Here is a 14,802-nt window from a genome sequence, read left to right on the forward strand (position 1 = left end):
ATGAAGAGATACATGTGAACCAACCACCCCGACGCACAATGCGCCAAGGGGGTGTTCGACGGTACGGAGGGTACACATGGGTCGGCCGCAGGACTGGAGTGCGCTGGGTATGCACGGCGACCCCACACCTGGAGATCCGGACACCCTGTCGTCCCTGTACCAAGGTCTGCGGGACACCGAGCACCTGGGTGAGGAGATCACCAGCGGCCTGAACCGCATACTCGACCAGTCGGGCGACGGTTTCATCGGCAAGACCGCCGGGGCGGTGCGCGAGAAGATCGACGGACACCTCAAGCAGTTCATCGACGCCATCGGCAAGTCCTTCTCCCTCGCGGCCGACGCTGCCATGGCCTATCGGAACGCGCTCGTGGACGCCCAGTTCAAGGCCGACCAGGCCCTGTCGGGGGCGCAGGGGCTGTCCAAGGACGACCCTCAGCTGACCGCCCACAAGGCCCAGGCGCACACCGCGCAGGACGAGTACCGCAGCGCGGTCAAGGCGTTCGAGCAGCGGATGCGGGACGCCGAGCACGAGATCCGGCAGCCGATCGACGCCTGGCACCTGTTCCTGAAGAGCCTGGGCATCCTGGAGATCATCCTGGCCATCGTGGGTGCCATCTTCGGCGGCTGGATCGGGCTGCTCGCCTTCGGCCTCGGCATGGTCATGTTCATCAGTTCGCTCGTCGACTTCGCCCAGGGCAAGGCGAGCGCCCTGGACGTCGTGCTCGCCTTCGTCGGCATCCTCTTCCCCTCCACCAAGGGCCTCAACGTCGGCGCGCTGGCCAAGGGGCTGTTCAACGCGCTGAAGAACCTGCCCAAGTCGCTCTCCGCGGGCCTGACCGACATCGGTGGCGGCCTGACCCACCTCTTCACCGCCGGCATCACCTTCAAGGGCATCTACAGCGGGGTGACGGCACTGCCGGGGCTCGTCCTGCGCGGCCTGAACGGACTGGCCGACCTGGCGGTGAAGGGCGCCAAGGTCACCGTCTCCGGTCTGAAGCTGCTCGCCAACACCTTCCGCACCGACTTCCATGTCGCCACCGCCGGTATCAACACCACGCTCGGGAAGGTGGCCGTCTACCCCATCAGCTTCGGCGGACGTCTCGTGCTCGGCGCCGTGCTGCCGGTGGACTTCTTCGAACTCGCCGTCGGCTTCAAGGGCGCCTTCAAGATGGGCTTCGGTACCCGGCTGCTGACCCCCACCGCACACCTGCCGCAGACGGCCCTCGGCGGCGGCCTGCACATCGGCGCCCTCACCGGCGGACACGGCGGACTCACCGGACTGCCGACCGGAGTCTCCTTCGACGGCTTCGGCCACGGCACCCCGTCGGGCTTCACCCCCGGCGGACTGCACGGCCTCAACACCGGCATCGACGCGCAGTTCGGCGGTCTGCACGGCATCAGCCTCGGCACCGACATCGGCGGGATCAACTCCGGCCTCACCTCCCTGCACTCCCTCGACGGGGCGGGCCACTCCAACTCCGTCGGCAACCTCATGGCGAACACCGGCGGCCTGCACTCCACCGACCATCTGACCGCCTTCGACCACGCCACCGGCTTCCAGCGCACCACCGCCGGACTGCTGGAACCACTGCCCACGAACCTGGGCGGCACCGGCCTCGCCGGCGCACACCAGCTCTCCGACCTCGGTTCCACCGGCCTGCACGCCCTCCGGGGCGACCTGACGCCCTCCGGCACCGGTCTGCACGCGTCGTTCGGCGACGCCATGTCCTCGGTCCGCGTCGCCACCGGACACGTCGAGGACTTCCACGCGCTCGGCATGCCGGAGCTGCGCAGCATCGTGGACGGCGACATCTCCGGCATCCGGATGACGCACGACGGCATCAGCATGCAGGTCGGCGCCCAGAGCGGTACGCCGACCACACTGCACGTCGACTACCGCGGCACGGCCGTCACCAACGGCGAGGGCAAGCAGGTCGTCGTCGCCCCCGAGGTCCACCAGGCGATCGGCACCGCCGACATCATGGCGGCCCACGGAGCCGCCCCCGGTTTCCAGACCGCGCCTCCCACCGTGACGACCGGCCACGTGACGGACGTGACGACCGGCCATGTGACGACGGACGCCAAGGCGGGCGCGGCGCCGACGGCCGCGGTCACGTCCGATGTGAAGGCGGGGTCGCTGAACACGTCGGCGGCGACGGTGGATCCGAAGGCGGGCGCGCTCGGGAGCACACCACTGTCGACGGACGTCAAGGCGCCGGCGGTCGATGTCCAGGCGGGTGCCGCCCTGTCGTCGCACGGCGTGGAGGTCAAGGCGGGCGGGGCTGTCACGTCGTCCGGTGCCGAGGGCAAGGCGGGTTCCGTCGGAGCGTCCCCGGTCGGCGTCGGCGTCGACGTCAGGGCCGGTTCGGTGGGCGGCCCGTCGACGGGGGCCGTCAAGGGCGGTGGTACGGCCGGGAGGTCCGCCGGGGACGTCACGACGGGCGTACGGGACCTCGACGGTCTGTCCGGCGGCAAGGGCGCGGGCGCCGCGGAGAAGCCTGCCGAGGAACCCGTGTCCCTCTCGGTCACCGCGCAGGGCGACCAGCTCGGGGTGTCGGCCCGTGCGGACCTGGACCTCCTCGGTCAGCGGGAGGGCACCGGCGACACCGCGGGCGCGGCCGCCGCGAGCCACCCCAAGACCGGACCCGGCGCAGACCTGACCGGTGCCGGGCGCGCGCTGGACGACGGTTCGGGCGCGGTCGTGGTCGGCGAGCACATCGCGCTGCGCCCGACCCCCAGCCCCGTGCCGAAGCCGGGCCCGCACACGGGCGGTGGCAGGCCCGCGCCGCTGAGCAAGTTCGAGGCGGTGACCGGCGGCGCCATGGGCAAGACCGGCCAGGAGCGGCTGATCGCCTGGAACGAGTACGAGGTGGCGAGCGCCGCCGTCGCCGACGCCAAGCGCCGGCTCGACGAGACGGGCGGCAGGATCGGGCAGCCCTCCGAGACCATCGACCAGGCCGCCGCCAAACTCGACCTCCAGCACGCCGAAGGCGCCGTCGACATCGCCGAGGGCACGATGGTCCGGCTCGGCATGGACGTCGAGACGATCGAGGGCCACCTCGACGCGCTGGGCATCCCCGGGCCGCGCCCGAGCCGGATGGCCGGCGCGCCGTCCGGCGACGGGGCCGGGGCGGCCGGCAAGGCCGCCGAGGACGGTACGGGATTCGGCACGAAGAATGGCGCCGCTCCCGCCCCGCTCGGCACGTCCCTGCCGTTCTCGCCCCGTGAGATCGAACGGTTCTGGGGGCTGGACGGGGAGCGCGTCGACGCGTTGTTCGGCGGCCCGCACGATCCGCTGAGCGGCGATCGCCGGCAGCTGTGGCGGGAGTTCACCCAAGCGCGCTACGACGTCGGTCGGCTCCAGAGGCAGGTGCGGGGGGACCAGCCGCACGCCGGGGGATCGAGCGGGCCGAGCGCGCACGAGCTGAAGCTCCGGCAGGAGCTGTCCGCGGCGCAGGCGAACCTCGACGACCTGGGCCGCCAGCTGGACGAACTGGGCGTCGACAGTGCACACATGGACCGGCGGCTGTGGGACCTGCACAGCCAGAGCCTGAAGGACCGTCCGCGGCTGGACGGCGCCGGTGTGCAGGGAACGGCGGCGTCGCACGCGGCGGGCAAGTCGCCCAAGTTGGAAGACCTGATGACGGAACATCAGGCGGCCGTGAAGGGCATGCCGAAAGCCGAGTCGGCGGCGGCCCAGGCACAGAGCTCCTACGACGCGAAGACCGTCAAGCTCAAGCAGCAGCAGGAGAAGTTCGACCAACTGCCTCCGGGCACCAACGAGCGTGCGCTCCAGAAGGCGAAGAAGGACCTCGACAAGGCCCAGGCCGACGTGGACAAGGTCAAGCCGGGTCTCGACACCGCCCTGACCGAGCTGAAGAAGGCCCAGGACGCGTTGAAGAAGGCCGAGGACGATCTGGCCGCCGGCGCGGATCTCCATGTGGCAGCCCGTGACCTCACCCAGCGGGATGTGCAGCGGTATGTCGAGAAGTTCGCCGCTGAGGGACATCTGGGCCTGGCCGGTGTGTTGCGGACGCACGCGGAGGAGCTCACCCGTCTGACGCGGGCCGACTCGGGCACGGGCGGCCCGGTCCGCTGGGACCAGATCGCGGTGACGGGCCAGCAGGTGAAGCAGCACGCCGGGCAGGTGCTGGCGCAGGCCAAGGACCTGGAGAAGCTGCTCGGGCCGGTACCGAAGTCCAGCCCCATGGACTTCGTCGAGGTGAAGGTGTCGGCGGAGCTCAAGGACGCCGCGCTGGGCCTGCGGCAGTCCGCGGACAGCCTCGGGGCGATGCTGGAGAAGGCGTTCATCAAGGACGCCGCTTCGGTGGGCGGTGTCTACGGACTGCGCGCGGAGCACGGACCGCTGTCGTTCACGGCGGGCAAGCTCGCGCAACGTGTGGAAGACGCGCTCGAGAACGCCGTACCGGGCGACATGGTGCGAGTCGACGGTGTCTTCAGTACGGAGAAGGCCCTGGCCGGCTTCCACGAACTGGGGCAGGCGGTGCGGAAGTTCCGCTCGGACAAGGCCTACGGGGACGTCCCCACGGGGACGCAGTGGAAGACCGTGCTGCCGGGGCGGGACGAGGACTGGCGGAAGCTGTACGGCAGCCTGGACAAGCTGACCCCCGAACAGCAGCAGAAGTTCGTCCGGGATCTCTCGGAGAGGAACCTGACGAAACTGGAGTCCGAGGTCGAGGGGCTGATGAAGCAGCACCCCGGCCGGGAACAGGACCTGCGCGGGCTGCTGGCGAATCTGAAGGGCCTGGACTACCGGATCAAGCACGCGACGCCCGCGTATCACGCGATCGCGAACAGCGGTCTGATGTCCTCCCAAGGTGACCTGGCCCGCCGGGACGTCAAATTCCTGGCGTCCGGGAAGAGTTCGGTGAAGAACACGTCGAGTCTCGGCAACGACGACTTCGTGTTCTTCCGGATGGACGTCGGCGATGCGCCGATGGCGACCCGCTACGGCCCGACCACTCTGGTCTTCGACGCGAAGGTCTTGAAGGAGCACAGGGGTTGGGTCTCCCTGCACGACCAGTTGCACCCGTTGGACCGTCCGGCGATGCAGAAGCTGGAAGTGAAGCAGAAGGGCGCGGCGCCGGGGGACGCCTCGACGTCCAAGGTGTTCCGCAGCGCGCAGTACGACTCGGGTTTCGAGAAGATCGGCGAGCACGCGCAATGGACGTACAAGTATCCGCAGAACGGCGATCTGACGCGGACGGTCACCTTTGAGGAAGAGGTGTTCCACGGCGAGCACGTGACCGACGCGCTCGCGCTGTCGGTGGTGCGCGAGGTCATTCTCATGGGTACCGACTACACGGAACTCGCGCTGAAGATGTCGGCGGACGATCTCGGGCGTCTGGTGTCGAAGCTGTTCCGTCCGGAGGCGAAGTTCGGATCGGGTCTTCCGATCACGCCGAAAGCCGTGGACGGGCTCGCGCAGGGTGAGCGGAGCCTTCTGGGTGTCGGCCCGGAACCCCTGCATGTGCACGATCCGGACGGCGACGGCCGGTACTTCTCCGACGGCACGATGGATCCGATCGGGCGGTGGTCCGGAAAGCACGCCGACACCGCGGAGGACGCGTTCCGGTCGGCCGAGCACGGTGTGCAGGAGAACAACACCGTGAAGATCGACGCCCATTTGAAGGAAGCGAAGGCTTCCATCGAGAAGTCCATCGAGCTGACCCAGGGGTGGAAGCTCGAGAACCCGGAACGCCAGGAACTGATCGAACGCCTCCTCGAGAAGCGGGAATCGCTCCTCGGGAAGATCGAGCACCTCCAGAGCGACTGGAAGGCGGAGGTCAAGAGACTCCACGGTGACAGGTCCGGCACGGGGGACGCGCCCAAGCCGAAGGGCGCGGGCCCCAAGGAGGGCGCGCCGAAGGCCCCGAAGGACGGTGCCGCGAAGGCTCCCAGGCCGTCCCAGGTCTCCGACGCGAAGGTCTCGGTCCCGAAGACCTCCGGCAAACCCAAGGCACCCGCCGCGAAGGCCGGGGCGGCGGTGCCCGGTGACGCGCGGGTGCCGGCGCCTGACGTGCGGGTGAAGGCGGCGCCGGGGACGGGCGAGAGCCGCCCGATCGCCGACGTCCAACTGCCCGAGCCGAAGACCACCGGGACGGTGGTGGCGGAGCCGAAGGCTGCTGGGACGGCGGGCGCGGAGCCGAAGGCCACCGGGACGGCGGGCGCGGAGCCGAAGGCGGCGGCAGCCGAGGCCACGCCGTCCCAGACGCCTGGCGTCAAGGGCTCCGAGTCCGTCGTGGCGAAGGCCGACGTCTCCGAAGGGCAGGTGCCGGAGCGGGCTGTGGCGGCCGAGGCCCACGAGGTGCCCCCCGCCCGCACTTTGCCTGACACCCAGGCCGCGCCCGACGTACGGGCCGCGCCTGGCGGCCCCACCCAGCCCGACGTGCAGGCCACGCCCGGCGGTCACGCCGCGTCAGATGGGTCCCGGAGCGGGACCGAGACCGCCGGGCCGGACGCCGGGCCCGGGCGGGTCGAGCGACCGGCCGTGGGGATGGGTGGACGGCAGCCCGACATGCTGGACCCCGCCGTCTTCAAGCAGCAGACGTCCACGCTGACCGGCGTCCGGTCCTGGTCGGAGATCCGAGTCCTGGACGAGCTGTTGCACGAGTACCAGGCGGTGCCGGAGCCGGACGTCGCGGGGCGCGTGAACGTGCTGCGGGAACTCGACGCGAAGGCCCAGCGGTACCTCGCCGGTGAGCCCGATCCACAGCGGATACCCGGGGTGGAACTGCTGAAGATCCAGGTCGGCTTCGAGCTGGACGCCTTGGCGCATGCCGTTCGCGGTGTCGGGTTGTCGTCGGTCGAACGGCTGACGGCAGGTGATGTCGCCCGCCTGTGGAACGCGGACGCCCAACGCGTCGACGCGTTGTTCGGTGGGCCTCGGCATCCGCTGTACGACGAGCGGGTGGCGGCCTGGGGGAAGCTCACACAGGCTCGTTACGAGGTGAGCCGGCTCGCAGGGCAGGCGCGAAGCGATCAGCCCCATGCCGGCGGGTCGAGCGGGCCGAGCGCGCACGAGGTGAAGATCCAGCAGGACAAGGTCGCTGCGAACGCCCATCTCGACTCGGCGAAGCAGGACCTGGCGCGACTGGGTCTCGATCCCGGCCGTATCGACCGGGACCTGTCCGCCCTGTACACCCGGAGTGTCAAGGAGCGTCCGCGCGCGGTCGCCGGTGGACATCAGCCGGCCCCGCACCGCGCGGGCGAGCCGCACGCCCTGGACAACCTGCTGGCCGAGCACATCAAGGTGACCGGCCAGGTGCCGTCGGCGAAGGTGCGGCTGGAGGACGCCACCGTCGCCCGGGACGGCGCACTGGCCAAATCGCAGGCCGCCAGGGAGAAGTTCGAGGCCCTTAAGTCCGAGTACGACCAGCTCTCCGAGCCGACCAAACAGCAGACCAGGCAGTACCAGAAGGCACAGAAGGAAGCCGAGTCGGAGGAGAAGAACTACCAGACGCAGCAGGCCAAGTTCGACGCGAAGAAGGCCGAGCTCGACGCGGCCGACGCGAAAGTGGCGCAGGCCTGGCGCGCCCTGGACGGCGCGGTGGACGACGTCGTCCGCGCGGGCGCACACTCCCAGCAGGAACTGAGCCGTCTCGTCGACACGTTCGCCGGTGTCGCCGACGTCGAGCACGCCGCGCGTTTGCAGCAACACGCCCGCGCACTCGACATCAGCGCGCGGCACGCACTCGACGGTCCCGACGCCCGCCCGGATCAGGTCCTGTGGACCGGCAAGGACGTCGAGGACCAGGCGAAGCACATACGTGTGCAGGCCGCGAAGCTGGAAGGGGAACTGGCGGGCGGCAGCAAGGCGACGCCGGCCGACGTCCAGGCCCATGCGAACCAGTTGCGTGCGTCCGTCGGCCGACTCCACGCCATGCTCGACGGCTTCATCACGGACGCCGCTCCGCACGGGGGCGTCTACGCCCTGCGCAACACGCACGGGCCCCTGGCCCTCGCGGCCGGTCACCTCGTCGACCTCGCGGACGACGCCCTCGGCAAGGCCGGTCCCGACACGGCTGTACGGCTCATGGAACCCTTCGACACCCACAAGGCGGCCGAGGGTCTGCGCAACGGGGCCACGCGCTGGCTCCGGGACTTCCGCGCCGGCAAGGCGTACGCCGACGTCCCGACCGGGACGCAGTGGCAGGCGGTGCTGCCCGGCAGCGAAGGCCGGTGGGAGGCCGTCTTCGGGGACATCGACAAGCTGACGTCCCGGCAGACGCCGCCCACCCACGAGCTCTCCCGGCCCGAGCTGAAGAGCCTGCGCGAGGGGATCGCACAGCAGGAGGCGTTCGTCCGGAAGCTGTCGCAGAAGAACATCGAGAACCTTCGCCAGGAGTTCGACACCCTCGTCGAGAGGATGCCGCCCGAGCGGCAGGAGGCCTTCCGCGCCCTGAAGCAGCGTCTGCTGGATCTGCCGTACCGGATCAAGCACGCCACCCCGGCCTACCACGCCATCGCCAACAGCGGTGTGATGTCGTCACAAGGCGACCTGGCCCGCCGGAACGTCCAACACCTCGCCTCCGGCAAGAGCTCGGCGAACAACACCACCAATCTCGGCAACGACGACTTCGTCTTCTTCCGCATGGAGGTAGGGGACGGGGCCATGGCCAGCCGCTACGGACCGACCACTCTGGTCTTCGACGCGAAGGTGCTCGAAGAGCACGGCGGCTGGGTGTCGCTCCACGACCAGCTGCACCCGCTGGACCGGCAGACGATGCGGGAACTGTCCCTGAACGAGAAGATGGCGCCGACCCAGGCACCCGGTGCGAAGGTGTTCAGGACCGGCCAGTACGACGAGGGCTTCACCGGCATCGGCAAGCGGGCCCAGTGGACCCACACCTATCCGCAGAACGGCGGCGCGTCCCGGACCGTCACCTTCGAGCAGGAGGTCTTCCACGGGCAGCACGTGGTCGAGGCGCTCGCGCTGTCGGTCATCAGAGAAGTGGACAGTATTGGGGGCGCCTTCCCCGCCCATGTCCTCGGATTCGACACGGACGGGCTGGGCAAGGTCGTCTCCCAGCTGTTCCGGCCCGAGGCCAAGTTCGGCTCGGGTCTGCCCATCACGCCGATGAACGCCATGGCCGCCCACGGGATGCCGCAGCCCCTGCGCGTCGTCAACGAGCACGGTGACGGGCGCTATCTCCCCGACGGCACGATCGACCCCGTCGCCCGCGCCGCGGGCAAGCAGCACGACATGGCGTCCGACGCGTTGCGCCAGGCCGACAACAGCAAGGCGACCGGCCATGACGGCAAGGCCAAGGACCACCTCAAGGAGGCGAAGGCGCACGCCCAGCAGTCGGTCGACCTGACGAAGGCGTTCCAGGAAGGCTCGACAGGCGAACGGCGGGACCTGGCGACGAAGTTGCTGAAAGAGCGGACGGCGCTCGTCCGGCACATCGAGGCGCAACTCACGAACTGGCAGGGCACGGACCACGCATCCGCCGCGAAGTCCTCCGGGGCGAAGGGGGCGAGTGCCAAGGGAGGGGCCGGTCCCAAGACCGCCGGACCCAAGGCATCCAAATCCAAGGCCCCCGCCGTACAGAGCACTGGGGCCCCGCTCCCCGACGCCGAGGGCACTCGTCTGCACACGGTCCTGTCCCCGCTCTTCGCGGACAGGACCACCCCCGATCTGGTGTCGGTGGCCCGGGGCCTCGTCGAGCACGGCGATCTCAACACACCGACCGAGGCGGGCAGGACCTTCGGCCTCAGCAAGCGCGCCTACGACAAGGTCTCCAAGGACCTGGAGGGCAAGGGCCTCGTCCGGAGAGTGAACGGAGGGCTGCTCCTGACCGAGGAAGGCGGCCGCGCTCTCCTGCCACCGTTCCCGGACGGCCCCACCGTACGAGTGGCCGTGGCCGAGGGCGACGTCCGCCCACAGTCCGCCATGCAGCACGATTTCGCCGAGGCGCAGGAGGCGGGGCACGGCTTCAGCGTCGAGACAATCGAACCCGGCGCGGCCCGGCCGACCGTCCTCACGCCGGAGAAACCCACCCGGGATGGCACACTTGTGTCAGCACACACCGGTGCCATCGCGCCGGACTACGTGTTCACAGCGCACACCTTGGTCGGGACACCGACACCTGCCCGAGGTAAGGTCGCCACCGGAACACATGTCACTGTCGAGGAGGAGTCCGTGCCGGTCAGGGCACCTGAGACGGCCGGAACGGCACACACGGACCTGACCGAGGCGTTCGAGGCCGTCCGGCAGCGGTACCCGGACGCCCTGGTGCACACCGGACGCTGGACGATGTGGGGCCACAACGGCGACACACCGCACACGTCCGCGTACGCGATCGAGAACGCCGCGCTCGGACTGCGCGGTGTCTTCGTGCCGCCGGCCGCTGACGGAGGTGTCGGCGCCTGGCACTGGCAGCTGCCCGGACAGAGCGGGCCGGTGGCCGTCACGCCCCTGAGGCTGCCGACGTCGGCGGCACCCGGCGCCGCCACGACACCCGCGCGCTTCGCAACCCAGGCGCCCGGACCCCTCGTACCGGCGCTCGCGGCCGCGCCCTGGAGCGCCGGCCTGCACTGGCGCGCGGACGACGAGGAGCTGTACGTGTTCGCGGGCGCGGGGGCGGAGCACCCGGCCGCCGTCTTCGCCGACGGACTGCGCCCGCCGGGCGGCCACCTGGTCCACGTCGCGGCCCACGTCGGCGACGGCGGGGCCCCGGACAGCGCCTGGCTCACCGCCACCCGGAAGATCGGCTGGCTGCGGGAGCAGGCCACCGCCGCCGGGGACGCGGCCGAACTGCTGGGCCGCTACGGCTGGCGGTACGACATCGCCGCGCCCGGCGGAGTCGACGTCGACGCGACGCTCGACCTGGCCGCTGCGCACCCCGAGCGCGCCGAGGTGCTCTACCCGGGCGGGGTGGACGGCCGCCACATCCGCGGCGCTCAGCGGCTGGACGCGGGCCGCGCGGTCGGCCCCTACGTGACCAACCCCGGGTTCGTCGAGCCCGGCCACCCCGCACCCACGGAGGGAACCGGACGGTGAGCCCCGCCATCCATCACGTACGGCCGAACGCGCGCCGGGGCGCGTTCCGCACCCTCGCCGACGCGGTGCGGGCGGCGGACAGCGAGGACGAGATCCGGATCGCCCCGGGCGAGTACGCCGAACGCCTGCTGGTCGACCGGGCGGTGACGCTGGTCGCCGAGGAGGGCCCCGGCACGGTACGGCTGACGCCGGTCGAGCCGGGACTGCCGGCGCTGGAACTGTCCGCCTCCGCGACGCTGCACGGCCTCACCGTGCTGGGCGCGGACCCGTCCCGGCCGCTGGTGCTGGTGACGGCGGGCACCGCCGAACTGCGGGACTGCGACATAGCCGGCGGCCGGGTCGAGGCCGTGCGCGCGGCCTCCCTGCGGATCACCCGCAGCGTGATCCGGGAAGCCGCCCTGGCCGGTGTCCACGCCGACACCACCGGCGCGCTGTGGCTGACCGACACCCTCGTCACCGGCATCGAGGGCACCGGTGTCGTCGTCTCCGGTGCCGCCACCGCGCACCTGACGGACTCGACGGTGCGCGCGGTCGGCGGCTCCGGAGTCCGGGTCCGCGGCGAGGCCACGGCCGTGCTGCGGCGCTGCGCCGTCGACAAGCCGGGCCGCAACGGCCTGCTCGTCGAGGAGCGGGCGGCTGTCGTGCTGGACGAGTGCCGGCTCAAGGACGCCGCGGCCGAGGCCGTCCGCGTGCTGGGCTCCGCACCCCGTACCGAGGACGACGAGAGCGGCGGGGTGCGCATCACCGGAGGTGAGGTGACCGGTGCCGGTGCCGCCGGAATCCTCGCCGCCGGCTCCGGGGACGTCCTGGTGTCGACGTGCTCCGTCCGCGACAGCGCGGCGGCCGGTGTCTCCGCCGACGGCAACGCCCGCCTGGAGCTGGTCGACTGCCGGATCAACGACTCCGGCGCCTCCGCGGTAGTGGTGCGCGGCTCGGCCCGGGCGCTCGTCGCCGACACCACCGTGCGGGGCGCGGAGGGCAACGGCATCCTCGTTGGCGAGCGGGCCGAAGTGCGGGTCACCGGCGGCGCCGTGCGCGACACCTCCTACAGCGCCGTCCACGTCGCGGGCGAGGCCACCGCCGAACTCGCCGCGCTGCGGGTGGAGGACACCCCGGAGCACGGCATAGGCGTCACCGAGCGCGGCCGGCTGACGGCGGAGGACTGCCGGCTCACCGGCTGCGGCCTGTCCGGCCTGCACCTGGACGGGTACGCGGCGGCCACCGTCGACGGCGTGACGGTACGCCGCAGCCGCAACGGCGTCACCGCCCAGTCCCAGGGCGAGGTCCGGATCAAGGACGCCCGGATCGTCGACGTCGAACGCGCCGGACTCACCTGCGGCCCCGACGGCGCCCCGGAGTTCACCGACTGCCGGGTCAGCGGCGCGGGCACCGCCGGGATCGTCGTCGCCGAGAAGGCGTCGCCGGTGCTGCGCGACTGCGCGGTCTCCGGCACCGCGGGCTCCGGGCTCGTAGTGGCCCGCGACGGCGATCCGACGGTGCTGCGCACGACCGTGAAGGACACCGGCAAGAACGGCCTGTTCGTCGACGAGGGCGGAAAGGGCCGCTACGAGGACTGCGTGCTGTCGGCCACCGCCTACCCGGCCGTCCACGTCGGCGGCGACGCGCACCCCGTGCTGCGCCACCTGCTGGTGACGGACTGCGAGGAGGACCTCAGCGTCGACGAGGGCGCCCGCCCCGACGTGGACGGCTGTGTCTCACGGGACGTCAAGAACGCGGTGTGGCCCGCCCCCGGCACCGCCGCGGGACTCCCCGCGGGCGTCCCGGCCACCTCGGCGGCGGGAACGCGGAGCACGGCGGGCGGCTCCGCCGACGGTGCCGCCGCGTCTGCCGACGGCGAGGAGACGGTCCCCGAGGAGAGCCTTGAGGACCTGCTCGCCGAACTGGACGTGCTCGTCGGCCTGGAGCGAGTCAAGAACGACGTGTCGTCGCTGGTGAAACTCATGCGGATGGTCAGGCGCCGCGAGGAGGCGGGACTCGCGGCACCCCCGCTCAGCCGGCACCTGGTCTTCGCCGGCAACCCCGGCACCGGCAAGACGACCGTCGCCCGGCTCTACGGCCGCATCCTCGCCGCGGTCGGCCTGCTGGACCGCGGGCACCTCGTCGAGGCCGACCGGTCCGCGCTGGTCGGCGAGTACGTCGGCCACACCGGCCCGAAGACCCAGCGGGTGTTCGAGGAGGCGATGGGCGGTGTGCTGTTCATCGACGAGGCGTACTCGCTGACCCCGGCCGCCGGCTCCAACGACTTCGGCCACGAGGCCATCGCCACGCTGGTGAAGCTGATGGAGGACCATCGCGACTCGGTGGTGGTCATCGTCGCCGGCTACCCCGACGAGATGGAGCACTTCATCGACTCCAACCCCGGCCTGGCCTCCCGCTTCAGCCGCACCCTGCTCTTTGAGGACTACGACACCCCTGAGCTGGTGAGCATCGTCGAACACCATGCCGAGCGGCACCAATACCGGCTGACGGAGCCCGCCCACGAGGCGCTCGGCGCGTACTTCGAGGCGACACCCCGTGGCGAGCGGTTCGGCAACGGCCGTACCGCCCGGCAGACCTTCCAGGCCATGACCGAGCGCCAGGCGTACCGGGTGGCGGAGATGGCGGCTCCCGACGAGACCGACCTGATCACCCTGCGACCGCAGGACCTGCCCGAGTGGCCCTGACCCTGTCCGCCCCACGACCGCTGTATTCGGAGAGAGCCCCATGACGACACCCTCCCCGTCCGAGGAGCCGCTGCCACCGGCCGGTGGCAGCGGTACGGCACCGACACCGCCCGCCGCCGAGACCCGGTCCGCGGAAGAGATACCACTGGTCCGCCTCTCCGCCGGAGCGGCGTCCGGCGGCCGGTCCTTCGCGGCCGACTTCGCCCGCCGCCACTACTTCTCCGGCGCCCGGCTCCTCAAGCCCGGCCGCCGGGTGGCGATCGCACTGGCCGGGGTGACCGGCCTGGCGGTCCTGGGCACCGGCGTGGCCGCCGGGATCGCCCGGCTCGGTGGCGACGACACCAGGCAGGCCGCGGCCACGGTCAAGGCCACCGACGAGGCGTCCGGTGTGGCGACGCACCCCTCCGCCGCGAGCTCCGCACACCCCTCCCAGCGGCCGTCCGGCAAACCCAAGGGCCACCACTCCGCTGCCAAGGGGGACGGCTCGTCGGCTCAGGAGGCCGGTTCGGTCCTGCCCGCGGCGCCCGTCGTACCGGGCACCGTCAGCGGGAGCGGCGGTGGCGGCGGCGCGGCTCATGGCGGCGGCACCGGCAGCGGTACGACGGGTTCGGGTACCCAGTCGACGCCGAAGCCGCCGAAGGCCACCTCCACGTCCAGCGGGTTCACCGGCAAGTTCCTGTTCAACTTCGCCGCCAGCCGCTGCCTGGCCACCCAGGGCGGTGCACGGGCGGCCGGTACTCAGACGGTGCTCGCCGACTGCAACAGCAAGGACCCGTCGCAGGGCTGGACGTTCCCCTCCGACGGCACCGTCCGCGACTTCGCCGGCACGATGTGCCTGGACGTCTCCAACCCGGGCAACGGCACCCTGGTGCGGCTGGCGAACTGCTCCTCCGCACGCGCCGCGAACCAGAGGCTCCTGCTCAAGGGCTCCTACGACCTGGTCCTCAACGTCAATCCGGATCTGTGCGTGGACGCCAAGGACAAGGGCACCGCGGCCGGAACGGCCCTGCAACTGTGGACCTGCGCCGGCACCGCGAACCAGAAGTGGCGCACGGCCTGACACCTGGACCCGCTCCGCCCGCCGAAGCATGA

Annotated in this window: 3 protein-coding genes; all 3 read left to right on the forward strand. The window is 71.4% G+C overall.

Annotated elements, in window-relative coordinates:
- Nucleotides 1–76 precede the first annotated feature (76 nt).
- The 3 genes from ACIOHP_RS47265 to ACIOHP_RS47275 are packed head-to-tail and all read left to right on the forward strand — an operon-like array spanning nt 77 to nt 14,770.
- Nucleotides 77–11,026, forward strand: a complete 10,950-nt coding sequence (locus tag ACIOHP_RS47265) for a hypothetical protein (protein ID WP_401897655.1) — start codon at nt 77–79, stop codon at nt 11,024–11,026.
- Nucleotides 11,023–13,710 carry a right-handed parallel beta-helix repeat-containing protein gene (locus tag ACIOHP_RS47270; RefSeq protein ID WP_401897656.1) on the forward strand — a complete coding sequence of 896 codons (2,688 nt, stop codon included), beginning with the start codon at nt 11,023–11,025 and terminating at the stop codon, nt 13,708–13,710. Before ACIOHP_RS47265 ends, ACIOHP_RS47270 begins: the two co-directional genes overlap by 4 nt.
- A 40-nt stretch (nt 13,711–13,750) precedes the next feature.
- Entirely contained in the window at nt 13,751–14,770 is a 1,020-nt protein-coding gene (locus tag ACIOHP_RS47275) for an RICIN domain-containing protein (RefSeq protein ID WP_401897658.1), read from the forward strand.
- Nucleotides 14,771–14,802 lie beyond the last annotated feature (32 nt).

It is taken from the genome of Streptomyces sp. NPDC087859 (assembly GCF_044742595.1).
GTDB lineage: Bacteria > Actinomycetota > Actinomycetes > Streptomycetales > Streptomycetaceae > Streptomyces > Streptomyces canus_F.